Raw genomic sequence first — 26,101 nt, forward strand, 5'->3', positions numbered from 1 at the left:
GGGCTCAGAAGGCGTACGCCACTTGCACGTACACGCGGCGTGGCTCACCCGGGAAGTGGCCGGTGCGCTCGGTGAAGCCACTGGCCGCATAGACCTTGTCGAACAGGTTTTTGACGTTGGCCTGGAACTGCCACTGCTGCCACTGCGTCTTCCAGCTCATGTCGAACACGGTGTACGGCTTGACCCGTTGGCCATCCAGGCTGACGCGCTCATCCACGTAGTCGGCGCCGAAGCCGATGGCGGAGTTGATCGCCGGCAGGTCGTAGCGTGTCCACAGGCCGAGCTTGTTCTGCGGCGCATTGGCGAAGCGGTCGCCGGAGGCATTGGTGATGCCGTTGCTGCCAGCATCCTTCACCCGCGCATCGTTGTAGGCGTAGGTCAGGTTGAGCACCCAGCGGTCGGTGACATCGGCCAGCAGATCCAGCTCCATGCCCGTACTGCGCACCAGGCCCAGGGCGGCCAGTTGGTTGACGCCGTCCACGATCTCGCCGGTGGCCTGCACGATATTGCTGCGGTCGATCCGGTACGCGGCCAGGTTCAGGGTCACACGCTCGGCCAGCAGGGATTTCAACCCGACTTCCCATTGTTTGCTGCGCTCGGCATCGAACGGGCCGCCCGCCTCGGCGCTCTGGTTGGCCGCGCTCTGGGGCATGAAGCCGCTGGCGATGTTGGCGTAGACATTGACGCCTTCCCGCACGGTAAATGTGCTGCCCAGCCGCCAACTGATGTCGTTGCCGTCCACGCTGGTGCCGGCAAGGCGGTCATCGTCCTTGAACCCGTCCCAGCGCAGTCCGGCCAGCACATGCCAGCGCGGGGTCAGCGTCAGTTCGTCCTGCAGGTAGCCGCCATAGCGCTTGCTGCGCGTGCTCGTGCTACGCCAAGGCAGGGCGGCCAGGTTGTAGTCGCGCCACGAACTTGCGCCATACGCCGGGTTGAACAGGTCGATGCCCGGCACCGGGCCAGCACCCCGCGCCAGATCCGCGCTGTTGGCGGTCTGCGCGGTGAAGTCGGCATCCTGCTGGAACACATCGGCGCCGAACAGCACCTTGTGCTCGATGCTGCCGGTGCTGACGCGCCACACCGCGTTGCCGTTGGCGGTGAATGCATCGTTGTCACGGATCTGGTTGCGCAGCTGGCGGGTCATCCACTCGGGCACGCCGTCGCGGTTGCGGTCGATCAGCCCCATCGGCTCGTGGTAGATCTGGTGTTCGTTGTTCTCGAACCAGCGTGCACCCACATCCACGTCCAGGTTGGTGCTCGGCGAGAAGCGGTACTGCGCCAGCGCAACCTTGGCCCGCATGTCGAGAAAGTCGGTGGCTTCGTTGTGGTTCCAGCGACGGTCGGTGAGAAAACTGCCGTTGTCGTCCACCGGCACGCCACGCAGGCGGTTGCCGCCCAGGTTCTGGGTGATGTCGGTGAACTGCAGGGTCAACTCGCCGGTGTCGCCCACGTCGAAGGCCAGCGATGCATCGCCAATCACGCTTTCGCTGTCCGCGTTCCAGCGCACGCCCTGTTCGGTGTCGCCATACAGCCCGGCGCGGTAACGCACGCTGCCCGCGGTGTTCAGCGGCCCGGTGGCCTCGATCGACGCCGCCCGGAAATCGTTGTTGCCGGCCTGCAGTTCGATACGGCGCTCGGACGTGGCCTTGGGCTTGCGCGTCACGTAGTTGATGACGCCCCCGGCATCACCGCCGCCGTACAGAGCGCCGGCCGGTCCCTTCAGGACTTCCACGCGCTCGATGTTGAACAGCTGCGGCACCGAAAAGCCGGCATAGGGGTCGCCGCGCAAGCCGTCATACAGCACGTTTTCCTGGCGGAAGCCGCGCAGGGTGACGCCGGCATAGCTGAAGAAGCTGATGCCGCTGATGCTGCGGTACAAATCGGTGATCTGGCGGGCCGCCTGGTCTTCAATCAGCTCACGCGGTACCACCTGGATGGACTGCGGCACCAGCGCCAGCGGCGTGTCCGTCCGCGTGCCCACCGTGGCGTCGTCCACCCGGTAGAGGGTTTGGGCGCGTCCGAGCACCTGCACTGCGTCGAGCTGCTGCACATCGGGGGAGGAGGGGGGAGCGGCGTGGGCCGAAAGGCAGGCGAGGGTCAGGGACAGGCCCAGGGCAGAGGGGCGAAGCGACGGGCGGGTCATCGGGGGCGGGGAGGGGTAGGTGCGAATGAGAAAGATTAACATGTGGGCGGGGGGTGTTGGCGGATGGGCCTGAGATCCGGCCTGCTTCGCACCAACCGTCCTGCCGCCTCTTGGCTGAGCTGGCGGCATAACCCGCCTTGCGCAGTGGTCGATCGTCTTGACAAGTCCCAAAATGGGACTATTATTGCGACATGAGGGTCATCGCCGTTGCCACGCTCAGGGACTATTGGGAGGCGAACCCGCCGGCCGAGCAGCCCTTGAAGGCGTGGCATGACGAGGCGAAGGCGGCCACGTGGAAGTCGCCGCAGGACATCAAGAACGCCTACCGGAATGCAAGCTTCGTTGCCAATAACCGAGTGGTGTTCAACATCAAGGGCAACGACCACCGCCTGATCGTGGCGGTCGCTTACCAAATAGGCATTGTCTACGTGAAGTTTATCGGCACGCACGCCGAATACGATCAGATAGATGCCGCAACCATAGAGGTTGACTGAGATGAACATCTCCCCCATTCGCACCCCTGCTGATTACAAGGCTGCACTGAAGTCGATCTCCAAGCTTGTGGAGGCTGACCCCGCGCCTGATAGCCCGGAAGGGGAATACCTGGACGTGATGGCCACGCTCATCCAGGCGTATGAAGCCAAGCAGTTCCCTATAGACGCGCCGGATCCGATCCAGGCCATCAAGTTCAGGATGGAGCAAGCCGGGCTTGAGCCGAAAGATCTTGCAGCATCGATTGGCAAGCCAAACCGCGTGTATGAAGTGCTCAACGGAAAGCGCGGCCTGTCCATAGAGATGATTCGCAACCTGCACAAGAACCTTGGGATCCCGGCAGAGAGTTTGATTGGTGCCTGATGCGCTAAACCCCACTTCGGCGGGGTTTTCTTCAGGTTCATCGCGGATTGGCATGGGGGCTTGTTGGACCAACGGTGCCTTCTGGACTGCCTTTGCGCCGGAGCGTGTGCATGCTCATTCTCCAGTCGGCGTAGAGGCAATGAACCAAATTTCGCGGTTCAAAAGAAACAAGCAATTTCCTATCCTCCGCATCAACGCGCATGGTGTGCATCGGAGTCTAGAAGCTCCTTGAAGAGTGTAAGTTGGACGTCCTGAGTCGGGAGGGTGGCTAATACAACACCCTTGCGGAAATACGCCCACCGAGCTTCGATCGGCTTCTAGCCTCCCGACACCCTCGCCATCCCGGCGAGGGCGATCCCTACAGGAGGTCCAACATGCACAGGTCCTGGGTGACCCGGCCCGAATTCGTCCCGCCCAAGCGCAAGCCGTACGCTCGCCCGGCCCCCACCTGCAAAGTGGGCGCGCAGCACTATCCCGCCCGCGAGGAATACGGCAGCGAGGAGGTCATTCCCTACGTGCGCCTTCGCGGCCGCTGGCTGGACAAGCTCGGCTTCGACGTAGGCGCACGCCTGAAAATTGAAACCCGCCCCGGCTGCATCACCCTTACGGTGGTGGAGCGCCCGGTGGTGGTGCCCAAGAAGATCCCCAGGAAGCTGCAGCGCACCGCCGGCTGATCGGGACGTGCTGCCAGCAGGCGGGCACAGCACGGCACTGCCGTGCGGATTGCATCCTATTTCACTATCCAGCAGTAGGAGGAACTCATGAACGAGAGTGTCTTCATGCAGGTAACGATGGACGCCGGCTTACGCGCCAGCTTCCAGCAAGCGGCCGCACGCGAGCGTCGCCCGGCGACACAGGTGCTGCAAGCGTTGATGCGGGAGTATGTGGCGCGTCATGCGGGGGCAGGGGAGGCGCTGGACGCTGCAGGCGCAGACCGGGATCTGGAAGAGATGGCGCACCGGCAGCAGGGGTGGCACTGCTGTCCGTTTGGCACGGGGTGAGCGCGGCACCGCTCTGTGTTTGCCCGGAAACGGACCAGCTTGCCGAGCTCATTGATGCGTTCGGCAAGCTGTCCGGCAAGGCGCAGGACGCAACCGATCAGCCCATAGCCGTTGATCGGAGCTGGGCGGTCAGCAGGCGCGTCAGGCTGCGGCGCGCGAAGTACCCTTGCAGTTGCCTGGCCTTGATGGTTGTTGCCCGCAGTCGAGGGCGGCCATCGGTACGGTGGTCGATCCGGTAGCAGCGCGACGCCCCGCACAGCTCTGCCTGGCTCGCGGTGACCGTCACCACGGTCACTTCCAGACTGGTGAAAACTCCTTCAGACGCTATCTCCGGATTCTCCTTGCTGGCGCGCTCGATAAGCGTACGGAACCGGCCCAGGTCTCGTTCGCCGCCGCTGGTGAGCGAGCCGACGTTGGTCGCACGGCGGACATCGTCGTCGTCGCCCGGAACATCCTGGCTCCAGCGCTCAGTGCGCTCGGGTATGACCGCGCGAACGACCCTGCCATCCGGCTCAATCAGGTCGATGACCACGTCAAGCAGATACACCGGTTCCAATCCCAGATTGGTCACGAAGCAGTGCGCGTCCAGATCCTTGCCGGCGCCTGATGTGATCAGAATGGACGGTCGCTGCTGACGTCGGTAGCTGCGCAGGAAGAAACTCAGGTAAACCACCCAGATCAGCGCCGTCACGCAGGTCATGGCGGCGGTTATCAGCGGGGCGAAATGAAGCAGGTTCTGAAGCACGATGGGCTGGATTCCGTAGGGCCGACGCAGGGGCACGCGCTAGCTGCATGATCGCCATTGACACGCTTGGATCCTGTGAAACGCCCAGCGTCGATCGCGCAGGAGAACAGCGCGTGGCTCCAGGATGGAGATCGTCCGCAACGCAGGCGGCCTATGGACAGTGGCAGGCCAATGGCCAAGCGGCAGTCAAGGAGCCGCGAGAGAGGTGCCTTGATTCAACGTCCCGAACACGTGTCAGCCGCTGCGGCTGAATCACTGCGGCGGTGCATCCGGGGACGCAGGGCCGCCAGCGGACCGTTGCGAAAACTCCACGAAACGCGCAGCCGAGATCGCCTGACGGCTTCCGCACGCTGGGCACTCCAGCACCGCGCCTCCGCCCGGTATGTTCACGAGGCTCGGCGGGGCAGCGGCAGTGGTGACGTGATGGCAGGAAAGACATTCGGCCTGGACACTGAGCACCCTGGGCTCCTCGTCAGAGTCCGGCCGACCTGGTTGCACGTTCACTTCAAACAGATAGAACCGCCCTGTATTTGGCATGCTCACGCGTTCGCATTGAGGGCCCATGGGGTGACGGCGCGGGCCTGGGTCTGGATTTCATCATAGGCCGCCGCGACGGCCGGAGCCAGAGCGCCCGTGTGCCCGCCTGGCTTTGCCGGGGCCGGAGGGGCAGGGAGGGGCGTGAGAAGAGAGCCGCGATCGCCGGTCCCCCTGACCGGCATCTACGGGCTGGATGGCACGTACAGCGGGGGCGATCCAACTACGGCAGCTCCACCACCACTTTCCCCTTCGCCCGCCCACTCTCCACATACGCCAGCGCGCCCTGCGTGTCCTCGAACGGGAACACCCGATCAATGACCGCTGCGATCGCACCAAACTCAACAAGCGATGTGATGGTGCCCAACTGCGCCCCATCGGCCCGCATGAAGACGAAGGAATACGTCACCCCCTTCCTCTTGGCCTTGCTGCGGATGCCTCGGCTGAGCAGGCGCATGACCTGCTTGAGCGGCCAGGCCAACCCGCGCGCGGTCGCAAAGGTGGGCGTGGGCGGGCCCGAGATGGAGATGAGATGGCCACCCGGCTTGAGGATCTGCAGCGAGCGCTCCAGTTCATCCTTGCCCAAGCTGTTGAGCACCACATCGTAGTCGCGTAGTGCCGTGGCGAAATCCTGCTGCCTGTAATCGATGACCACGTCCGCGCCCAGCGCCTTCACCCACGCCACGTTGGGCGTGCTGGTAGTGGTGGCAACGAACGCGCCAAGGTGTTTGGCCAGCTGGATCGCCACGGTGCCGACGCCGCCAGAGCCCGCCTGGATGAAGACTTTTTGACCCGGTTTCAGCTGGGCGGTTTCGACCAGCGCCTGCCACGCGGTCAGCGCGACCAGCGGCAGCGAGGCGGCCTCCACCATGGTGAGGTTGTGGGGTTTGAGTGCCACGGATGTGGCGCTGACCGCGATGAACTCGGCGAACGTCCCGATGCGATCATCGTCGGGACGTGCATATACCTCATCGCCCGGCTTGAACTGGGAAACCGCAGCACCGACACGCTCCACCGTACCGGCCAGATCGTTGCCCAGAATCAGCGGCAGGCGATACGGCAGGATCACCTTGAATTCGCCACGCCGGATCTTGGGGTCCAGCGCGTTGACGCTGGCCGCGTGCACGCGGATCAGCACATCGCCATCGCGCAGCACTGGCGTTGGCACGTCATCGATGTGCCCCGTTTCGTTCTTGCCATACCGGTCGATGAGGAAGGCTTTCATGCGCGATACCGCTCCGCAGCCTGCGCCTGCCGGACGTCCGAGAGCAGGCCCTGGCGCGATGCCTCCAGCGTGTCCCAGCGTGCGGCCACATGCAGCGGCGGAATGGTCACGGTTTCGCGACGATCGAAGCCGACCAGGGCGGCATCCACCAGCTCGCCAACATCCATCACTTCCGGCAACGTGTTGATGTCGATGCCGGCGCGCTCCCAGATCTCGGTGCGCGTGGCGGCAGGCAGCACGGCCTGCACGTAGACGCCCTTGGGCGACAGCTCCAAGCTGAGCCCCTGCGACAGGAACAGCACGAAGGCTTTGGTCGCACCGTAGACGGACATGCCGAGCTCGGGCGCCAGACCCACCACCGAGCCGATGTTGACGATGGCGCCTTCGCCGGCGTTGGCAAGGCGCGGTGCAACGGCCGCGGCCAGGCGCGTCAGGGCGAGGGTGTTCAGCGTCACCAGCTGATCGATGCTGTCGGCCGATTGCGCGGTGAAGCCGCCGGACTGGGCGATGCCCGCGTTGTTGATCAGGATGCCGATGCGCGCATCGTCGCGCAGGCGGGTTTCCACGCTGGCCAGATCGGTGGGCTGGGTGAGGTCGGCCGGCAGGACGTCTACGGCGACCCCGGTGTCCTGGCGCAGGCGGGCGGCCAGCGTGTCCAGGCGCGTCTTGTCGCGCGCGACCAGTACCAGGTCGTGGCCGCGGCGTGCGAAGCGTTCGGCGTAAACGGTGCCGATGCCGCTGGAGGCGCCGGTGATGAGGACGGTGGGAAGCAGGCTCATGGTGTGTCTCTTGAAATTGGGTGGGCGGAGAAGGGGGGGCAGCGCGACGCTGTCGAACGGCTTACTGCGGCGTCGTATCGGTCAATGCGGGGTAGTCGGTGTAGCCCTCCGCGCCGCCGCCGTACAACGTGGCGGGGTTCAATGCGTTCAAGGGCGCACCGGTCTTCAGGCGTTCCACCAGATCGGGATTGCTGATGAAGGCACGGCCAAACGCAACCAGGTCCGCCTTGCCTTCGGCGAGGTGTGCGCTGGCCAGGTCCAGGTCGTAGCCGTTGTTGGCCAGATAGGTGCCCTTGAAGCGGGCGCGCAGCCCATCGAAGTCGAAGGGCGCAACGTCGCGCGGGCCGCCGGTTGCGCCTTCAACCACGTGCAGGTAGACGATGCCCAGCGCGCTGAGCTGGTCGACGATGTAGTCGTACTGCGGCTGCGGGTCGCTGACCGTGGCGATGGCATTGGCCGGCGAGACCGGGGAAATGCGCACGCCGGTGCGGTCCGCGCCGATCTCTTCGGCGACGGCGGCGGTGACCTCCAGCAGCAGGCGCGCGCGGTTCTCGATGGAGCCGCCGTAGGCGTCGGTGCGCTGGTTGGCGCCGTCCTTGATGAACTGTTCGAGCAGGTAGCCGTTGGCACCGTGGATTTCCACGCCGTCAAAACCGGCGGCGATGGCATTGGCAGCGGCCTGGCGGAAGTCGTTGACGATGGCCGGCAGCTCGTCGATCGCCAATGCGCGCGGCTCGGACACATCAACAAAGCCGTTGTGCACGAAGGTCTTGGTCTGCGCACGAATGGCCGAGGCGGAGACGGGTGCGGCATTGCCGGGCTGCAGAGCCACGTGCGAGATGCGGCCCACGTGCCACAGCTGCACGAAGATGCGCCCGCCGCGGGCATGCACGGCATCGGTGACCGCGCGCCAGCCGTCGATCTGGACCTGGGTGTAGAGCCCCGGCGTGTCCTGGTAGCCCTGGGCCTGGGCCGAGATCTGGGTGGCCTCGGTGATGATCAGGCCGGCCGAGGCGCGCTGGGCGTAGTAGGTGGCGGCGAGCGGGCTGGGCACCAGACCGGTGCCGGCGCGGTTGCGCGTCAGCGGGGCCATCACGATGCGGTTGGCCAGCGTTATCGGGCCTAGGGGGTAGGGCTGGAAGAGCGTCGGGGTCGTCATGGGGTGTGGGGTCGTGATCGTTGAGGGGGCGTTGCGGAGGGCGAAGCCCGCTCCGGGGTAGGGGTGACGCAATGATGATGACCGTAATCTTAGATGTCAATGGTTTGATGATGTACGTAATCTAAGTGTGGTAAAGTGCCGTACTTCCGCAGCACAGCGTTGCAGGGCATCGTTCATGAAGGTCACCAAGGCACAGGCGCAGGCCAACCGGGCGCACATCGTCGAAACCGCCTCCACCCTGTTCCGGGAGCGGGGATACGACGGCGTGGGCGTGGCAGACCTGATGGGGGCCGCGGGCTTTACGCACGGTGGCTTCTATAAGCACTTCGGGTCGAAGGCCGACCTGATGGCGGAAGCGGCCGCCTGTGGCTTTGCGACATCCGCCGAGGCATTGGCCGGGACCGATCTGCGCGCCTTCCTGACCTACTACCTGTCCCGCGAACACCGGGATGCACCGGGGCAAGGCTGCACGATGGCGGCACTGTGCACGGATGCCGCGCGTCAGCCGGCGTCGGTCAAGGCTGCGTTTGCAACTGGTATCGACGCGCAGCTGGAAGACGGCTCAGGTCGCGATGGCCAGATTGATGCGGCCGCCGCCGAGCGCAGCCGTGCGCGGCGGATCGCGCTGATTGCGCAGGCGGTGGGCGCGGTGGTGTTGTCGCGGTCCTGCCCGGACGATGCGGCACTGGCCGACGAGATTCTGGACGCCTGTCGGAACGACATACTGGCGCGGCTGCCGGACGCACCTGCGGCTTGAGGCCGTGCTTCAGGGATGAGCTGCGCAGGTAAGCGCGCGGCCCCTGTGGGGATGGCGACTTGAGAAGCCGCACGGGAATCAACAACGGCCGTGGGTAAACCCATACCCGATTGGTCACTATTTGCCCGCGTCACCGCGCAGCGCTACGCTTCACCGATGTCTACTTCATCCTCCGCAGCGCTCGATGCCGGGCGTGGCCCCGCTGAGCACGACGTGCGCACGCAGATCATCGAGGCCGCCACCGCGCACTTCAGTCACTACGGCTACGACAAGACCACCGTGTCTGACCTGGCCAAGGCCATCGGCTTCTCCAAGGCCTACATCTACAAGTTTTTTGCCTCCAAGCAGGCCATCGGGGAGGTCATCTGCACCAATTGCCTGGCGCAGATCGAAGGCGAGGTGCATGCGGCCCTGGAGGGGGTTCAAGCGCCGCCTGACAGGCTGCGGGTGCTGTTTACCGTGATCGTGGAGGCCAGTCTTCGCCTGTTCCTCCAGGATCGTCGCCTCTATGAAATCGCGGTGGCGGCCGCGACGGATCAATGGCCCTCGACCCAGGCCTACAAAGACCGCATCCGGCAGCTTGTGGAAGAGATCCTGAAAGAGGGACGCGCGTCCGGCGTCTTTGAGCGCGCGACGCCGCTCGAAGCGACCAGCCATGCGGTCTACCAGGTCCTGGTTCCCTATCTGAATCCAGTGACGCTTCCACACCTGGCGGCTCTGCACGCGGAAGCGCCTACGGCCTTGCAGGAGCTGGTGCTCAGGAGTATTGTCCCGCAACGAAAGTGACTATTGACGAAAACGGTCACTAGGAACAGAATGCCTCCGGATACCCCACTCCGGAAGACCGTATGCGGCGCCGTTTTGTACTCACAGCCATCCCCTGTGTCGTTCCGTTGTTCCTTGCGGCCTGCGGAACGTCGGATGACATCGACCCCCGGACCGCGCCGCCCATCGTCCGCGTTGCCCATGTGCAACCGGGCGCGGGAAACGCGCGCACGTTTACGGGCACCATCGCCGCAAAGGTGCAGAGCGATCTGGCCTTCCGGGTGGGCGGCAAGGTCACTGAGCGCTTGGTCGAAACCGGGCAGACGGTCAAACGCGGGGATGTGCTCTACCGGATCGATCCCAACGACCTGAACCTGGCCGCGGCGTCCCAGCAGCAGGCCGTCATCGCCGCCCGTGCGCAAAGCGTGCAGGCCACGGCGGATGAAGCGCGGTATCGCGATCTGGCGGCCAAGGGCGTGGTGTCACGGTCGTCTTACGACCAGATCAAAGCGGCGGCCGACGCGGCGGCTGCGACACTCAAAGCGGCCGAATCCCAGGCCCGGGTTGCGCGCAATGCCAGCCACTACACCGCGCTCGTCGCCGATGCCGACGGGGTGGTCATGACCATCTCTGCTGAGCCCGGTCAGGTTGTGGCGGCGGGGCAGGTGGTTGCCCGGCTTGCCCGTGCGGGCAGCCGAGAGGCGGTCGTCCAGCTGCCCGAGACACTTCGTCCGCAGATTGGTTCGGTGGCCCTCGCGTCGTCGTTCGGCGGAAGCGGCACGATCCCCGCGCGGTTGCGCGTGCTCTCTGAATCGGCCGACCCCGCAACCCGTACGTTTGAAGCCCGCTACACCCTGGAAGAGGGCAGCACGGCGCTGCCGCTGGGTTCAACGGTGACGGTTGAACTTGGCGGTGCAGCAGCTGCCGGCGCGTCGGCAGGTGTGGAGGTTCCGTTGGGCGCCCTGTTCGATCCTGGCACCGGACCCGGTGTCTGGGTGATCGGGGGTGAACCGCTCAAGGCCAAGTGGACGCCGGTAGCCATCAAGCAACTGGGCGATGACAAGGCGTTGGTTGAGGGGGCTTTTAAGGCATCGGATCGCGTGGCGGCTCTAGGCGCTCACCTGCTCCGCGAAGGGCAGGTGGTTCGCCAGGCCGGCACGGCCAAGCGCGCAGTGGCAACCGGAGCCCAGCGGTGAGTGGGTTCAATCTGTCGGCGCTTGCGGTGCGCGAGCGCGCCATCACCGTCTTTCTGATCTTCCTGATCTCGGTTGCCGGCATCGTGTCGTTCTTCCAGCTTGGCCGGGCAGAGGACCCCGCGTTCACCGTCAAAGTCATGACCATCGTGACGGCCTGGCCGGGCGCTACGCCAACGGAAATGCAGGACCAGGTCGCCGAGAAGCTGGAAAAGCGCCTGCAGGAGCTGCGCTGGTATGACCGCAGCGAAACCCACACCCGGCCTGGCTTGTCCTTCACCACACTGACGTTGCAGGACGGCACGCCACCGTCGCAGGTGCAGGAAGAGTTCTACCAGGCGCGCAAGAAGATGGCGGACGAGGCCGCAAACCTGCCCGCAGGCGTGATCGGCCCGATGGTCAACGACGAGTACGCGGATGTCACGTTTGCGCTGTTTGCGTTGAAAGCGAAGGGCGAACCCTTCCGCGCATTGGCGCGCGATGCCGAAACCCTGCGCCAGCGCCTGCTGCACGTGCCTGGGGTAAAGAAGGTCAACATCATCGGTGAGCAGTCCGAGCGCATCTACGTGGAGCTGTCACACGAACGGCTGTCGAACTTGGGCATAACACCGCAGGACGTGTTCGGGGCGCTGAACGGACAGAACGCCCTGACCCCTGCAGGCTCGGTCGAGGCCAAGGGCCCGCAGATTTTCATTCGGCTGGATGGCGCGCTGGATCAGCTGGAAAAGATCCGCGATACGCCCATCGTCGCGCAGGGCAAGACCCTGAAACTGCAGGACATCGCCACCGTGAAGCGTGGCTATGAAGATCCCTCGACCTTCATGATCCGCAACGGTGGCGAGCCTGCCATGTTGCTGGGCATCGTCATGCGGGACGGCTGGAACGGCCTGGATCTTGGCGCCTCACTCGACGCGGAGGTCAAGAAGATCAATCAGGGGCTGCCGGTCGGGATGGCACTGGACAAGGTGACCGATCAGGCGGTGAACATCAGCGCGTCGGTTGACGAGTTCATGATGAAGTTCTTCGCCGCGCTGCTGGTGGTGATGCTGGTGTGCTTTGTCAGCATGGGCTGGCGCGTGGGTGTGGTGGTGGCGGCCGCCGTGCCGCTGACGCTGGCCGCTGTGTTCATGGTGATGGCCGCAACCGGCAAGAACTTTGACCGCATCACACTCGGCTCGCTGATCCTGGCGCTCGGCCTGTTGGTGGACGATGCGATCATCGCCATCGAAATGATGGTGGTGAAGATGGAAGAGGGCTATAGCCGGGTCAAGGCATCGGCCTACGCGTGGAGCCATACGGCGGCGCCCATGCTGGCCGGCACCCTGGTGACTGCGGTGGGCTTCATGCCCAATGGCTTTGCCCGGTCCACCGCCGGCGAATACACCAGCAACATGTTCTGGATCGTGGGCATCGCGCTGATCGTGTCGTGGGTGGTCGCGGTGTTCTTTACGCCGTACCTGGGGGTGAAGCTTCTCCCTGAACTCAAGACTGTGGAAGGCGGTCACAGCAGTCTTTACGACACCCCGCGCTACAACCGCTTCCGGTCGATCCTGGCGCGCGTGATTGCTCGCAAGTGGCTTGCCGCAGGTTCGGTGATCGGCCTGTTCGTGCTTGCCGTGGTGGGCATGGGGCTGGTGAAAAAGCAGTTCTTCCCCATTTCCGATCGCCCGGAGGTGTTGGTCGAAGTGCAGATGCCCTACGGCACGGCCATCGAACAGACCAACCTGGCCACCAGGAAGGTGGAGCAGTGGCTCGCTGTGCAGGAAGAAGCGAAGATCGTCACGGCCTACATCGGTCAGGGCGCGCCCCGGTTCTATCTCGCCATTTCCCCGGAACTGCCCGATCCGGCGTTTGCCAAGATCGTGGTGCGTACCGACAGCCAGGCACAGCGCGATGCCTTGAAAGCACGCCTGCGTCAGGCGGTGGCGGAGGGCTTGGCGCCCGAGGCGCGTGTGCGCGTGACCCAGCTGGTGTTCGGGCCTTACTCGCCTTACCCGGTGGCGTATCGGGTCAGTGGTCCGGATCCGGACGTCATCCGTGGCATTGCGGCCAAGGTCGAGCAGACCCTGCACGCCAGTCCGATGATGCGTACGGTCAACACCGATTGGGGCGTGCGCACGCCGACGCTGCATTTCACGCTGGATCAGGACCGCCTGCAAGCCATGGGAATGACGTCTGCCTCTGTCTCGCAGCAACTGCAGTTCTTCCTGAGCGGGGTGCCGGTCACTGCCGTGCGCGAGGACATCCGCACCGTCGAGGTTGTCGCTCGGTCCGGCGGGGACACGCGCCTGGACCCTGCGCGGATTGCGGACTTCACGTTGGTCGGTGCTGCGGGCCAGCGCGTGCCGCTGTCCCAGATCGGCTCGGTCGAGGTGCGGATGGAAGAGCCGGTGCTGCGACGTCGCGATCGGGTACCCACCATCACCGTGCGCGGTGATATTGACGACGCATTGCAGCCACCGGACGTATCCGCTGCGATCAGCAAGCAGCTTGAGCCCCTCATTGCCTCGCTGCCCGAGGGCTACGCCATTGCCCAGGCCGGGTCCATCGAGGAATCGGGCAAGGCAATGAGTGCGATGTTGCCGCTGTTCCCGATCATGCTGGCGGTGACCCTGCTGATCATCATCCTACAGGTGCGGTCCATCTCCGCGATGATCATGGTCTTCATGACCAGTCCCTTGGGGCTGATTGGCGTAGTGCCAACCCTGCTGCTGTTCCAGCAGCCGTTCGGCATCAACGCGCTGGTGGGGTTGATTGCGTTGTCGGGCATCCTGATGCGCAACACGCTCATCCTCATCGGTCAGATCCACGAGAACGAAGAAGCAGGCATGGAGACCTTCCACGCCATCATCGAGGCCACGGTTCACCGTGCGCGGCCGGTGATCCTGACCTCGCTGGCGGCGGTGCTGGCCTTCATTCCACTGACCCATTCGGTGTTCTGGGGAACGCTGGCCTACACGCTGATCGGCGGCACCATCGCCGGCACCGTGATGACGCTGGTGTTCCTGCCGGCGATGTACGCCATCTGGTTCAAGGTCCGAGCGGAAACGACCCCCGTAGCCTGACTCTGGCCCGGACCTCTTTTATATGGGAAGTGATGTATGAGCAGTGCCGACAAAGATCGCATCGTAGTGACCGGAATGGGCGTGGTCAGTCCACTTGGCTGCGGGGTTGAGACCGTCTGGTCGCGCCTCCTGGCCGGGCGCTCCGGGATCGGGTCGCTGGGCGCCGAGCTTGCGGCGGGCACCGGCTGTGAAGTGGGTGGCCGCGTGCCTGATCGCATTCAAGATCCCGACGGAGGCTTCGATTCGACCGGCATCATCGCGCCGAAAGATCTCAAGAAGATGGACCGGTTCGTGGAGTTCGCGTTGGTCGCCGCCCACGAAGCGCTTGAGCAGGCGGGGTGGCAGGACGCCGATGCCCGCGGGCTGCTGCGAACGGCGACCGTGATTGCCACCGGGATCGGCGGGTTTGGATCCATCGTCAATGCCGTCCACACCACCGACAGCCGCGGGCCTGGCCGGCTGTCGCCCTTCACCGCACCGACCTTCCTGGCCAACATGGCGGCGGGGCAGGCGTCGATCCGTTACGGGTTCAAGGGCCCGCAGGGCGCGCCCGTCACGGCCTGCGCGGCGGGCGTCCAGGCCATTGGTGATGCGGCGCGTCTCATCCGGTCCGGTGAGGCGGACATCGCGCTGTGCGGTGGGGCGGAGGCGGCGATGCACCGGGTCAGCCTGGGTGGATTCGCAGCCGCCAAGGCGCTCAGCACGTCGTTCAATGACACACCGCAGGCAGCCTCTCGCCCCTTCGATGAGCAGCGGGACGGGTTTGTCATGTCCGAAGGGGCGGGGTTGCTGGTGATCGAGCGCCTGGACCATGCGTTGGCGCGTGGCGCCACGCCGCTGGCCGAGCTGGTTGGCTACGGCACGACCTCCGATGCCTACCACCTGACGGCTGGGCCCGAGGACGGCAGCGGGGCGCGGCGGGCGATGGAGATCGCGCTGGCGCAGGCCGGCATTGCGCCGGCGCAGGTTGATCACATCAACGCGCATGCCACCTCCACCCAGGTGGGCGACCGGGCAGAGCTTGCGGCGATGCGCGCGCTGTTTGGTACCCGACCTGATCTTCTGATCTCTGCCACCAAATCCAGCACCGGGCATCTGCTCGGGGCGGCGGGCGGCATCGAGGCCATCTTCACCGTGCTTGCTCTGCGTGATCAGACCGCGCCGGCGACGCTCAATCTGATACGTCCGGATCCGCTGGCCGAAGGACTGTCGATCGTAGGCGGCGTGCCGCGGAAGGCGGACATGGCGTTCGCCCTGACCAACGGGTTCGGTTTTGGCGGCGTGAATGCCAGCGCGCTGTTCCGGCGCCTGTGAACACCGCGGCCTCCACCCGTTGCGCAAGCAAAACCAGCCTGCGCTGGGAGAGGGCGAGGGAGAGCGCCAGGCGGTGCATCCGTGAAAGAGCCGCCACGGTATTTGCGGAGGAGGGCTTTGAGCGGGCAACGATGAGGCGCATCGCGACGGTCTGTGGTGTCACGAAGGTCACCCTCTACGCGCACTATCGTGACAAGGAGCGGCTTTACAGGTCGGTCATGGACGGCCACCTGGCATCGATGCCGTCAGGCGCGCTGGACATGCACGGGGTTGCCGATCTCGGCGACGCGCTGATGCGTATCACTGACGGCATCGGGCGATTGGCGGCAGATGGGTCGTGCCAGGCGTTCTGCCGGTCGTTGTCGCACTCTGGTCCGGCCAGCGATGTCTACAGGGAACACTGGAACGCGATGCTTGCACCGTATTTCAGACTTGCAGAAGACGCATTCACGAAGGCGTCCAGCCGCCCGACCCACGCTGCAGACAGCGAGAAGTTCCTGAGGCTGCTCCTCACAGAACACGGCTTACCCCAAGGGGCCAGGCCGGTGTCCGGGCCCGACGCAACCGTCGCGCTTTTCCTGCGGGCCTACGCGGCGCCACTGCCAGGCGCGCGCGCATTTTGACGCGGTCTTGGCGCGTGCTGCGGATACTTCTCCGTCATTGTTCCAGAGGAGAAGGGCAATGGCCGCCAGACAAAAGACCCCGTCAAGCCCCAAGGTGCTGAGGATCGAAGCGATGCCGCTGGACTTCGGCGAAGCCGCCGTCGTGATCGAACTGGACGCCGAACCGCCCAAGCGCTGGTTCAAGGCGCTCAAACGCGAGATGACGTATTCAGAGGGCTTGGAGACCGCGTCGGCGAAGTTCGACGGCTGCTTCGTTTACCTCGTGGGGCTGGATCCGGCCCTGGGGAGCGCTGTCCGCCGTGCCAGCCGGCTGCTTGCAGCGGTGCAGGAGGGTTTTGAACAGAAAGGCACTGGTTTTCCCGACAGCGACCCGGCCGCTGACGATGCTCTGCATCCGGCTGCTTCCCGGCAAGTGCCGCTCTCAGCGAGAGGCGAAATGAGGCGCTGATGGAGATGAGCGGCAGTCCATGCCGCTCCACGGTTCAGCCTCTACAGCTCGCCGAAAAAGGGGACTCCGGCAGAACGTCTCCGTACCTGTTGTTCGCCATGGGCCTCAAGCGGCCTTCGCGGCCTTGGCGTTGCCGCCGGACTTGGCCAGGATCGTCAGCTTCTCATCGGTAGCCTTTTCTTCTTCCAGAGTTTCCAGCAGGAGCGGAAGCGCGTCCTTGTAACCCAGCTGCTTGGCGAGGGCAGCGATGGTGCCGTAGGACGCGATCTCGTAGTGCTCAACCTTCTGGGCACCGCCGATAAGCGCGGCATCGCGCACGGGACCTTCCTCGATGCTGTCGATGGCTTCTTTTCCCTCCTCAACCAGCCCTTCCATGGCGGCGCACTTGATGCGCTTGAGACGAATGCCCAACAGTTCGACCACCTGGTCGATGCGCTCGATCTGGCCTTGGGTTTCTTCCAGGTGGGTTTCGAAGGCGGCGGCCAGGTCCGGGTCGGTGGCGGCGCGCGCAAGGCGGGGCAGCGCCTTGGCCATCTGCTTCTCCGCGCTGTAAATATCCGACAGTTCGTGGATGAACAGGTCTTCAGCGGTCTTGATCGCCATGAGGATTCTCCGGGTTGGTGGTGGGTGGAGCGCTGAAGCTAGGCGCACTCTCGTTAGGCGCGTGCGCAGATCCGTGAAGGTCTGCTACACGCGTGGCATGTCGCCCGTGGCGCACGGCATGCGCACCCCTTTCCTGGCGTCGTTCAGGCGTTGGTGACCGGCTCGCACGAGTCGTTGAACCCGCTCCCGCGCTTGGCCCAGATGCCGCAATTCAGGATGGAAGGTGTGAAGGGGCATGCAATGCATGTTCACCGGCGCCCCACCGTTGGGGGGCTAGAAAGAGGTCCAGTAGTGGACCAAGGCCGTAGGGCCGACCTCGGTAGCGGTTCGCAAGCATCTGGGCAAGTGACGGTCGGTGGGAATGTTCCGCACTGAACACCGCCGCACGCCCTGCGTCTGGAAGGCCACGTCGGATCGCTTGGGACGTTCAGGAGAAGCCGCAATGCATCGAGCCGCCGTATGTGCCGCTGTCATCTTCGCCTTGTCCGGGTGCGGAGGCGGCAACACAGCGTCCAGCGTCCAAGCGCCCGGGGCCGAAGAAACCGCGAAGACCAAAGCGCTCGAGACCGGGGCAGCCGTGCTGCAGGACCGACCGCCGGTCGATGCCATCAACGCCTATCTGGACGGATTCCATTTCTACAACGGTCAGATGAAGGTCCAGATGGAAGCCCATCACTACTGCGCCATCCTCAACGAGGATGTCATCCAGTGCACGATCTACGACGGCAACGTGAAAGACGCCAAGTTGATGGGGGTGGAATACATCATCAGTGAGACGCTCTTTGCAGGCCTTCCCGAGCAGGAAAAGGCGCTATGGCACAGCCACGTTCAAGAGGTGACATCCGGGCAGCTCATCGCGCCAGGGATTCCCGAGGTGGCCGAGCATGCGCTGATGGAGAAGCTCATCCATACGTATGGCAAGACCTGGCACACCTGGCACACAGACCTGGACAAGGACCTGCCCCGAGGCATGCCGCAGCTGATGATGGGATTCACCGCAGATGGCCAGGCGGACCCGGCCATGGTTGCTGCCCGTGACGCCCGACTCGGCGTCAGTAGTGAGGACAAGCGAAAGCGCCGTGCCGACATCACCGCGCCCTCAATCGATGCAGGCGCCGATGCCTGGCAGAAGGGGAAGGTCATCCAGATCGAAGACCCGACGGGTGGACATGCTCACGCCGGGAAGGAAGATGCCGACGCGCCATCCGACGGGGCCAAGAATGCGACGTCCAAGGGCAGCTCATCAGGACGCTGAGCGTGGACGTCGAGGCCAAGGCCAGGACGTCCGCCGGCTACTCTCTCGTTTCGATGGCCAGAGCCCGATGGGCCACTGGCAGCATTGGGTTGAGCTGTATTTCCCGTGCCAACGCGTACTCTGCAGAACGCCTGGAAGGCTCGCCAATAGCCGAGAGCCGCGCGTTGCTGACGGCGTGATGCGAGCCGCACTGCCCACAGCGAAAAAGCGCTCCACCTGGAAGCTCCATCAGGGAACCAAGGGTTGAGGCAGTGGTTGTGCTGCAATGGCCGCATTCGACAGTGAGCGCCAGAATGCGCTCGACTTCGCCGGAAGAGGCATAGCTCGCTTCAAAGGAGCGAATGACAAAAGATGCTGAGGTGGGCATCGTTGCTCCTGAACAGGGGGAATGAGCAGAGCATCTCCGGAAACCCGTGACGGGATTGTCGTGATGGGCCGCAGTGTTGTTCCGTCATCACTGCCGCGCAGATTGATACCCACGCAGGTGGCCGGCGGGGATCGGCCAGGCCGCGTGTTGCGTCGTCCTCTCATGGGTGGCTTCCACATCAACGCCCAACCGTCCGGGTAGAGCCACCCCATGGGTGGCTGACGCCCCAATGATCCCGGTCGCACGGCAGCCACCCATGGGGTGGCTCTACCGCCCGATGCCGGTCGCACGGTGTAGCTGGCGTCTACCTGTCCATGTCCATGGCGCAGGTGATCGCCCGGTTCGCCTCCAGCTCTGCCAGCCATTCGCGCAACGCCGCATGCACCCGCGTGTACGCACTGCTTCGAGCAACAGCCGCCGCGGCGCCACTGCGGCGTCGGCGCACGCGATGATCGCGGCCACCATCTTCTCCACGTCCCCATCGATCAAGAACGTGCCCGTGTTCTCGCCAAACAACGCGCTGCGGATGGCACCGCTGGGGGTATCGGCGTAGGCGGGCAGGGCGTCGCCCCGGTCCAGCGCACCGCCAAAGCCCGTGGCCGTCGGGCCCGGCTCGATCAGCGTTATCTGGATGCCAAAGGGGACCACTTCCTACGCCACTGCTTCCACGAACACTCTGCTGGCACTGATTCGTGGAAGGCAGTAAGCCCGTGCCGCTTACCCACGTCGGCTTGCGATCATGCGCGCCGCATCCTGCGAGGGTGGCAAACCGAAGGCACGCGCGTATTCGCGGGTGAACTGGGTGGGACTCTCATAGCCGACATCGAGCGCGGCCGCAGTAACGCTTGTTCCCCGCGTCGACAGAATTTGGCGGGCCTGCAGCAGGCGCAGCTGCTTCTGGTACTGAAGCGGGCTCAGTGCGGTGGCGGACTTGAAGTGGCGGTGGAAGGCCGACTCGCTCATTGCCACCTGTTCGGCCAAGGCGGCGATTCGAAGCGGTTTGGCGTAGTCGCTACGGATGCGCTGGATCGCGCTGCTGATACGCGCCAGCGCCGAATCCGGTGTGGCCAACTGCCGCAGCATGCACCCATGTGGTCCCTGCAGCACGCGGTATAGGATCTCGCGCTCGTACGCCGGCGCCAGCGCGGGTATCTCGCCGGGGCGCTCCATCAGGCGCAACATGCGCACCCACGCATCCATCAGCTCCGGGGTGACGGCAGCGACGTTGAAGGCCTCGGTCTGGGTGGAGGGCTCGCCGCGCCCGGTGGCGGCATCGGTGGTGTCGCACAAAAGCGCTGCGATGATGCCAAGGTCCAGCGTGAGGCTCACCGCCAGGTACGGCTCGCCGGTGCTGGCCGGGTGCACCGCACCTACCGCCGGCAGGTCCACGGACATGATGAAGTACGTGGCCGGGTCGTATTCGAGGGTCTTCTCACCCACCGTCATGGATTTGCTTCCCTGCAGGATCAGGTTGATCATCGGCTCGTATACGGCCGCCAGGGCATGCTCCGGGATCTCGCCTTGCACCATGGCAACGCGGGGAATGCCCGTATCGGTACGGCGATTTTCGGCATGCGCCGCGAGGCGGCGCAGTTCTTCCAGTGCGTTATCCATGACAACATTGGACACCCGCCGCAGGGGCCTGGCAAGGCGGAAAGCAGGAATAGGCAGGAATTGGCGAGGATCAGGTCGGCGCGCCGCAGTCGGCGACCCTAGCCTGTGCATCTCCCCCCAACTGCACAGGACCACCTGCATGAAACACGTAATGATCACCGGCGGCAGCCGCGGCATTGGTGCCAGCGCCGCGTTGCACTGCGCGCAGCGCGGCATGGGCGTCATCCTCACCTACAACGCCCAGCCCCATGCTGCCCAGCTGGTGGTGGAGCGCATCCAGGCAGAAGGCGGCACGGCAGTGGCCCTGCAGCTGGATGTGGGCAACACCGGCAGCTTTGCGGCATTTGCAGCGAAGGTGAAGGACACCTTGCAGGGTACCTGGGGCGCCTCCGCGCTGGGTGGGCTGGTGAACAACGCCGGCTTCGGGCTGTTCAATCCGATCGAGACCGTGACCGAGGAACAGTTCGACGGTCTGTTCAACGTGCACCTGAAGGGGCCGTTCTTCCTCACACAGGCACTGCTGCCGCTGCTGGGTACTGGCGCAAGCATCGTCAATATCACCAGTGCCACCACGCGTGTGGCCACCGCCGGGGTGGCGCCATACGCTGCCTTCAAGGGTGGGCTGGAGGTGCTTACCCGCTACATGGCCAAGGAGTTCGGCGAGCGCCGCATCCGCGTCAATGCCGTCGCACCTGGGGCGATCCGTACCGAACTGGGCGGCGGCCTCAACGATGAATTCGAAGCCCTGCTGGCCGCGCAGACGGCACTGGGTCGGGTAGGTGAGCCGGACGACGTGGGCCGCGTCATTGCCGGGCTGCTCGGTGATGAGCAGGCGTGGGTCAATGCGCAGACCATTGAAGTTGCAGGCGGCTACAACATCTAGTTCGCAACGGGAGTACGACATGCTCGACCACATTTTCCTCACTGTCACCGACACTACCCGCTCGGTCGCGTTCTACACGGCCGCGCTGGCCCCGCTGGGCATCGTCAACCGGCTCGACTACGACGGTCGGCAGGGGCCCCCCGGCCACCCGGACCTGAAAGGCTTCGGCGCAGGCGGCCGGGTCTTCTTCTGGCTGCGGCAGGGCGTGGCGGCGGCGCAGGCGGCACACGTTGGCTTCGTGGCAGATTCCAGCGCGATGGTCGATGCAGCGCATGCCGCCGCGCTGGCCGCCGGCGCCAGCGAGATCCACCCGCCTGGCCCTCAGTTGCACTACGACCCGCGCTACTACGCCGCGCAGGTGCGCGACCCGGATGGCTACAGGCTGGAGTTCGTCTACAAAAGCTGGCAGCACGGCCATGAATGACGCCGCCGCATCGCACCCCGTGCAGGCCACGGTGGTTGACTTCATCAACGCCACGAACGCCTTCGATATCGAACGGGCCTTGGCCTTGTTCAGCACGACGGCAGTGATCGATGACCCGTCCACCGGATGCACCTTCAACGAGCACGCCGGTGTGCGTGACTATCTGGAAAAGTACTTCCTGGGTTACCACACGGTTACCCGGCTGCTGTCGCTGGAAGGTCTTGGCGATGTACGTGCAAGAGCCCGGGTCGATTTCACTGGCGATTTCGGTCACGAGATCGGATTGCTTCTAGTGGCCTTGGATCCCGCAGGCCTTATTTCCCGCATTGACGCCGCACTCGAGTGGGGTGGCGAGGAACACATCATGAAGACATTAATGATCTACGGTGCATCCGGCTACACCGGGCGCATGGCTGCAGCGCACGCGGAAGAAGCTGGGCTGAAGCTGGTACTTGCGGGACGCGACGAAGCTCCGCTGCAGGCGCTGGCCAAGCGCCTTGGCGTGGAGTACCGCGTGTTCGCGCTGGATAACGCTGGCGATGTGGACTACGGGCTGCAGGACATCACGGTGCTGCTCAACTGCGCTGGGCCGTTCGCGCATACCGCGGGTGCGCTGATGGAGGCTTGCCTGCGTGGCGGCGTCCACTACCTGGATATTGCCGCCGAGCTGGACAGCTACCAGCTGGCCGAGCGCCATGACCTGAGCGCCACTGAGGCGGGGGTGATGTTGATGCCGGGTAGCGGGGGTAGCGTGGCGATGCTTGGCAGCTTGGCCGCGCGTGCCGTGGAGCGTGTGCCGTCACCGGTGTCCATCCGTATCGCGTTGCACGTAGCGGGGTCGATGTCGCGCGGATCGGCGATCAGTGCCAGCCAGCACGTAACTGTACAGTGTCTGATGCGCAGGGATGATGTGCTCACGGCGCATGCGCCGGACGTGCTGCAGGACCTCGATTTCGGCAATGGGCTGGTGAGTTGTTTCCCGGTGACGCTGCCTGACCTGATCACCATCGCCAGGCAGACCGGGGTTGGCGATATCGAAACCTACGTGCATGTGTCTGGCAGCGCGTTCCCCGAAGGCGGCATCGATGCACTGCCGGATGGACCCACCGCGCAGGAGCGCGCCGACAATCGGTACCAGGCAGCGGTAGAGGTGGTAGGCGCCGACGGTGCCATCACCCGCGCGGTGCTGGATACCGTGAACGGCTACAGCTTCACGCCCCTGGCCGCGGTCGTGGCTGCGCGCCGTGTGCTGGCAGGGGAAGCGCGTCCAGGCTTCCACACGCCTGTAGGTGTATTCGGCAGCGACTTCGCAGAGACCATCGCCGACACCCGTATCACCTTCATTGACCCAGCCACTCCCACGCCTCGCTAAGGAATCCACCCCATGTCACTGCACGTCAACTCCGCCGATACCCTTCATGACACACATGCCGTGGTCGAAACGCTGTACCGCTTCGCCGCGGGTATCGACCTGCGCGACCACGCGCTACTCTCTTCGGCCTTTACAGAGGATGCCATCTCCGATTTCCGTCCCGCCGGTGCAAAAGCGGGCTTCGAGTACCCGGTGCTGCAGGGGCGGGATGCCATCGTCGAGGTCCTGTCCACGTCGCTCAGCGGGCTCGATACCTCCCACTCGTTCAGCAACCCGAGGGTGGTGGTGGACGGTGATACGGCGCGGGTGGATGTGCTGGTCGAAGCGCAGCACGTATCGAGCGTCGACGGTGCACGCCAGTATCTGATGAAGAACCGCTATGACGTTGTGTTGTCACGCCGTGACGCGGGGTGGGAGATCAAGCGCGTGGTAGTGGACAACGTCTGGAGGACGGGTGATCCGAGCGTGCTCGCCGGAATCTGAGCAGATTGGGCGGTCAATGGCCCGCTTGTGGCCGGAAGCGGACCTTGGGACCGCCATGGCAGCGCTCAAGCCAAGGCAGATGCCTGAAGACGATGGCGACCCCGGAAAGCAGAAGCGCGAGTCCCCTGGCTGACGCGCCCTGGCTAGACTTGGGTGGGTGCATGGCAGAGTTGGGGGGGCGTTGAGATCGAGATCGCGTCGGCGCCCCAGGCGCAGTGATTTGCTATGTTGACCTCGCCCAATCCAGGGAAAACAAGAGGTGTGGCGTTTCAGTGATCGAGACCCGCCTGCTCCAACAGTTCGTTGCCGTTGCCGAAGAGCTGCATTTCAATCGTGCCGCTGAGCGGCTGCACATGGCCCAGCCCCCGCTGAGCCAGGCGATCCGCAAGCTTGAGAGCGCCGTCGGTGCGCCGCTGTTCGTCCGCACCAACCGCAGTGTGGCGCTGACCCCGGCCGGGGTGGCATTCCTTGTCACTGCGCGCAGCACCTTGCGCGCGTTGGAGGAGGGCATGGCGCAGACGCGGCGGGTGGCGGAAGGTATTGAGGGCCACCTCACGCTGACCTTCATCAACATCGCGCCCTACGCCGCTCTGCTACGCGCGCTTCGCGGTTTCCGACATGCTTCCCCCGGCATTTCGTTCACCATGGTGGAAGCCACTACCCAGGAGCAGGTGATCGCGCTGGAGGAGGGCAGGGCGGATATTGGGTTCATGCGGACACCCGGAACGTCTGTCCCGCACCTGCGCCTGGCCACCGTATCCAGCGAACCGATTGTCGTCGCGCTGCCTGCCGGCCATCGGCTGGAAGCGGCCCCGACCATCGCGCTGGAGCTGCTCAAGGACGACGCGTTCGTCGCCTCACCGCGGACGCTCGGCAAGGGGTTCCATGACCAGCTCCTCAGCCTGTGCCACGCAGCGGGGTTTGTTCCCGACATCGTGCAGCACGGCCGACAGATGCAGACGCTGATCGCCCTGGTGGCCGCTGGGTTCGGCGTAGCGCTGCTGCCTGCGTCCCTGGCGACGAATGCGCGGACGGACGTGGTGTTCCGCCCGCTCCAGGCGGACGCTTCCGATGCGCTGTCCCGCCTGGACCTGTTCATGGCGTGGAACGAGACCCGGGCATCGGCGATCCGCGACCGGTTGATACAGGCGGTCCTGGAGACATTGCCATCGCCCTGATCGGATGAGACGCGCCGCGTCTTGGTGCGGTATGCAGACAGTCCTTCACCCGCATCAGGCGAGCCACTAGTCTTCGGCAGCCCCGCTGTTGAGGATCCGCAATGCCCGCCGCCATCTATGTATTTTCGCTGTGCGCATTCGCGTTCGGTCTCTCCGAGTTCGTCGTCGCGGGGCTGTTGACCGCCATTGCCGACGATCTGGATGCGCCGATTTCCCTGGTCGGTACGGCCATTGCCGCTTACGCACTGGGTGCCGCCATCGGGGCGCCGTTCATCACCGCGCTGGTCGCCCACTGGCGGGACAGGCATATCCTGTTGCTGGCTACGGCCTTGCTTGGGGTGGGCAGCCTGCTGATGAGTGCATCGCCCAATCTGGTGGTTCTGCTGGCTGTCCGCTTCGTGGTCGGCCTGGGCCACGGCGTGTTCATGGCGGTGGCCTCCGACGCGGCCACCCGGCTGGTGGATCCACAGCGATCCGGTCGGGCGCTGTCGGTGGTGTGGATCGGGCTGACGCTCGCACTGGCCATCGGCGTTCCGCTCGGCACCTATCTGGGAAGCCTGTGGTCCTGGCGCGTGGTGTTCATGGCTATCGGCGTGCTCAGTGTGGGGGGCATGCTTGGGCTGGTGCTGTGCATGCCGCGCGGCGTGGCCGAGGTGGCGTCAACCGGCGCTGGCGCATGGAAGGGCATCAAGGCCATCACCCACCCCCAGCTGCTGATCACCGCCGGTATCGGCGCGCTTGTCAGCATTGCCACGTTCTCGTTCTTTACGTTCGTCTCGCCCTACCTGCAGCAGGTTACTGCGGTGGGCGTGCAGTGGCTGAGTATGGGGATGCTGCTGTTCGGCATCTGTGCGATCGCCGGCAATCTCCTGGGAGGCTTCCTTGCCGACGCGATGGACGTGGATCGCAGCATTCGGCTGGCGTTGGTCGCCCTGGCGCTGAATCTGCTCGGTCTGTACGGCGTGGCAAGCATGCCGGTGCTGATGATGGTCCTGATCGGCACGCTGGGCATCTGCTTCTTCGCCATCGTGACCCTGCTGACGCTGCGACTGCTCAGGCAGGCCCAGCGCTTCATTCCCGCCTACAGTTCGGTGGCGGCGGGGTTGAACATTGCCTCTTTCAATCTGGGGACTGCGCTGGGCGGTGCATTGGGCGGCCTCACGATCAGTTATGCGTCATTGGCGTCCATCCCGCTGACGGGCGCGTCGGCCGCGGTGCTGGCGGTGATGGTGTTGTCCCTGCATAGGCGGCGCATGAAGGAGCTGGAATCGTCGCTCTCCTGATCGGTAGCGACTCGCTGGATGGCACCTGCTCTG

General features: G+C 64.7%; 26 protein-coding genes. 19 read left to right on the forward strand and 7 right to left on the reverse strand.

Features of this window, described 5'->3' with window-relative positions; all coding sequences use genetic code 11:
• Positions 1-4: 4 nt before the first annotated feature.
• Entirely contained in the window at positions 5-2,143 is a 2,139-nt protein-coding gene (locus DX03_RS07920) for a TonB-dependent siderophore receptor (RefSeq protein WP_038687766.1), read from the reverse strand.
• Between the two features lie 191 nt (positions 2,144-2,334).
• Between DX03_RS07920 and DX03_RS07925 the strand changes: the two genes are divergently transcribed.
• From DX03_RS07925 to DX03_RS07940, 4 genes are all read left to right on the forward strand, one after another.
• Positions 2,335-2,637, forward strand: coding sequence for a type II toxin-antitoxin system HigB family toxin (locus DX03_RS07925; RefSeq protein WP_038687768.1), 303 nt, complete (start codon positions 2,335-2,337; stop codon positions 2,635-2,637).
• 1 nt (position 2,638) lies between these two features.
• The gene (locus DX03_RS07930; RefSeq protein WP_038687770.1) at positions 2,639-2,998 is read left to right on the forward strand and encodes a helix-turn-helix domain-containing protein; all 360 of its coding nucleotides are present in this window, start codon (positions 2,639-2,641) and stop codon (positions 2,996-2,998) included.
• Positions 2,999-3,372: 374 nt separating this feature from the next.
• Complete coding sequence (locus DX03_RS07935) at positions 3,373-3,672, forward strand: SymE family type I addiction module toxin (RefSeq protein WP_081797185.1); 300 nt, start codon at positions 3,373-3,375, stop codon at positions 3,670-3,672.
• An 87-nt stretch (positions 3,673-3,759) separates the two neighbouring features.
• Entirely contained in the window at positions 3,760-3,999 is a 240-nt protein-coding gene (locus DX03_RS07940) for a hypothetical protein (RefSeq protein WP_038687772.1), read from the forward strand.
• Between the two features lie 97 nt (positions 4,000-4,096).
• Here the strand turns inward: DX03_RS07940 and DX03_RS20400 are convergent, their stop codons facing one another.
• The 4 genes from DX03_RS20400 to DX03_RS07960 all read right to left on the reverse strand — a co-directional run bounded on the left by DX03_RS20400 (position 4,097) and on the right by DX03_RS07960 (position 8,441).
• Positions 4,097-4,744, reverse strand: coding sequence for a hypothetical protein (locus tag DX03_RS20400; RefSeq protein ID WP_185753485.1), 648 nt, complete (start codon positions 4,742-4,744; stop codon positions 4,097-4,099).
• Positions 4,745-5,501: 757 nt separating this feature from the next.
• A complete protein-coding gene (locus DX03_RS07950) occupies positions 5,502-6,503 on the reverse strand; it encodes an NADP-dependent oxidoreductase (protein ID WP_038687773.1) in 1,002 nt (333 codons plus the stop codon).
• Positions 6,500-7,282 (reverse strand): SDR family NAD(P)-dependent oxidoreductase, encoded by a 783-nt coding sequence (locus tag DX03_RS07955; RefSeq protein WP_038687774.1) that lies wholly within the window; start codon positions 7,280-7,282, stop codon positions 6,500-6,502. Before DX03_RS07955 ends, DX03_RS07950 begins: the two co-directional genes overlap by 4 nt.
• Before the next feature lie 61 nt (positions 7,283-7,343).
• Entirely contained in the window at positions 7,344-8,441 is a 1,098-nt protein-coding gene (locus DX03_RS07960; RefSeq protein ID WP_038687776.1) for an alkene reductase, read from the reverse strand.
• Positions 8,442-8,616: 175 nt separating this feature from the next.
• Between DX03_RS07960 and DX03_RS07965 the strand changes: the two genes are divergently transcribed.
• The 7 genes from DX03_RS07965 (at position 8,617) to DX03_RS20410 (ending at position 16,606) form a co-directional block, all read left to right on the forward strand.
• Positions 8,617-9,198, forward strand: a complete 582-nt coding sequence (locus tag DX03_RS07965) for a TetR/AcrR family transcriptional regulator (protein WP_038687778.1) — start codon at positions 8,617-8,619, stop codon at positions 9,196-9,198.
• A 156-nt stretch (positions 9,199-9,354) separates the two neighbouring features.
• Complete coding sequence (locus tag DX03_RS07970; protein ID WP_038687780.1) at positions 9,355-9,984, forward strand: TetR/AcrR family transcriptional regulator; 630 nt, start codon at positions 9,355-9,357, stop codon at positions 9,982-9,984.
• A gap of 62 nt (positions 9,985-10,046) precedes the next feature.
• The gene (locus tag DX03_RS07975; protein ID WP_038687781.1) at positions 10,047-11,159 is read left to right on the forward strand and encodes an efflux RND transporter periplasmic adaptor subunit; all 1,113 of its coding nucleotides are present in this window, start codon (positions 10,047-10,049) and stop codon (positions 11,157-11,159) included.
• Positions 11,156-14,221 (forward strand): efflux RND transporter permease subunit, encoded by a 3,066-nt coding sequence (locus DX03_RS07980; protein ID WP_038687784.1) that lies wholly within the window; start codon positions 11,156-11,158, stop codon positions 14,219-14,221. The genes DX03_RS07975 and DX03_RS07980 overlap by 4 nt, the downstream gene beginning before the upstream one ends.
• A gap of 36 nt (positions 14,222-14,257) precedes the next feature.
• Entirely contained in the window at positions 14,258-15,535 is a 1,278-nt protein-coding gene (gene fabF / locus DX03_RS07985; protein ID WP_038687786.1) for a beta-ketoacyl-ACP synthase II, read from the forward strand.
• On the forward strand, positions 15,532-16,158 hold the full coding sequence (locus DX03_RS20405) for a TetR/AcrR family transcriptional regulator (RefSeq protein ID WP_051598785.1): 627 nt from the start codon (positions 15,532-15,534) through the stop codon (positions 16,156-16,158). The genes fabF and DX03_RS20405 overlap by 4 nt, the downstream gene beginning before the upstream one ends.
• 58 nt (positions 16,159-16,216) lie before the next feature.
• Positions 16,217-16,606: a hypothetical protein gene (locus DX03_RS20410; protein WP_051598786.1), complete on the forward strand. Its 390-nt coding sequence runs from the start codon at positions 16,217-16,219 to the stop codon at positions 16,604-16,606.
• Between the two features lie 105 nt (positions 16,607-16,711).
• Here the strand turns inward: DX03_RS20410 and DX03_RS08000 are convergent, their stop codons facing one another.
• Complete coding sequence (locus DX03_RS08000; RefSeq protein WP_038687788.1) at positions 16,712-17,209, reverse strand: YciE/YciF ferroxidase family protein; 498 nt, start codon at positions 17,207-17,209, stop codon at positions 16,712-16,714.
• 442 nt (positions 17,210-17,651) lie between these two features.
• Here DX03_RS08000 and DX03_RS08005 point away from each other — a divergent pair, with 442 nt between their 5' ends.
• Both DX03_RS08005 and DX03_RS21145 read left to right on the forward strand, forming a co-directional pair.
• Positions 17,652-18,464, forward strand: a complete 813-nt coding sequence (locus DX03_RS08005; RefSeq protein WP_081797186.1) for an OBAP family protein — start codon at positions 17,652-17,654, stop codon at positions 18,462-18,464.
• A 746-nt stretch (positions 18,465-19,210) separates the two neighbouring features.
• Positions 19,211-19,384 carry a hypothetical protein gene (locus tag DX03_RS21145; RefSeq protein ID WP_185753486.1) on the forward strand — a complete coding sequence of 58 codons (174 nt, stop codon included), beginning with the start codon at positions 19,211-19,213 and terminating at the stop codon, positions 19,382-19,384.
• Positions 19,385-19,548: 164 nt separating this feature from the next.
• On the opposite strand, the gene DX03_RS08015 is transcribed toward DX03_RS21145, so the two are convergent.
• A complete protein-coding gene (locus tag DX03_RS08015) occupies positions 19,549-20,361 on the reverse strand; it encodes an AraC family transcriptional regulator (protein WP_219335260.1) in 813 nt (270 codons plus the stop codon).
• 223 nt (positions 20,362-20,584) lie between these two features.
• On the opposite strand from DX03_RS08015, the gene DX03_RS08020 reads away from it, so the two are divergent.
• The 6 genes from DX03_RS08020 (at position 20,585) to DX03_RS08045 (ending at position 26,068) form a co-directional block, all read left to right on the forward strand.
• Positions 20,585-21,328: an SDR family NAD(P)-dependent oxidoreductase gene (locus DX03_RS08020; RefSeq protein WP_038687792.1), complete on the forward strand. Its 744-nt coding sequence runs from the start codon at positions 20,585-20,587 to the stop codon at positions 21,326-21,328.
• A gap of 19 nt (positions 21,329-21,347) precedes the next feature.
• Positions 21,348-21,752: a VOC family protein gene (locus DX03_RS08025; RefSeq protein WP_038687794.1), complete on the forward strand. Its 405-nt coding sequence runs from the start codon at positions 21,348-21,350 to the stop codon at positions 21,750-21,752.
• Positions 21,745-23,124, forward strand: coding sequence for a saccharopine dehydrogenase family protein (locus DX03_RS08030; protein WP_219335248.1), 1,380 nt, complete (start codon positions 21,745-21,747; stop codon positions 23,122-23,124). The genes DX03_RS08025 and DX03_RS08030 overlap by 8 nt, the downstream gene beginning before the upstream one ends.
• Before the next feature lie 12 nt (positions 23,125-23,136).
• Positions 23,137-23,607, forward strand: coding sequence for a nuclear transport factor 2 family protein (locus tag DX03_RS08035; RefSeq protein ID WP_038687796.1), 471 nt, complete (start codon positions 23,137-23,139; stop codon positions 23,605-23,607).
• A 272-nt stretch (positions 23,608-23,879) separates the two neighbouring features.
• On the forward strand, positions 23,880-24,785 hold the full coding sequence (locus DX03_RS08040; RefSeq protein WP_038687798.1) for a LysR substrate-binding domain-containing protein: 906 nt from the start codon (positions 23,880-23,882) through the stop codon (positions 24,783-24,785).
• A gap of 101 nt (positions 24,786-24,886) precedes the next feature.
• Positions 24,887-26,068, forward strand: a complete 1,182-nt coding sequence (locus tag DX03_RS08045; RefSeq protein WP_038687800.1) for an MFS transporter — start codon at positions 24,887-24,889, stop codon at positions 26,066-26,068.
• Positions 26,069-26,101: the final 33 nt, after the last annotated feature.

Source organism: Stenotrophomonas rhizophila (assembly GCF_000661955.1).
GTDB classification, from domain to species: Bacteria; Pseudomonadota; Gammaproteobacteria; order Xanthomonadales; family Xanthomonadaceae; genus Stenotrophomonas; species Stenotrophomonas rhizophila.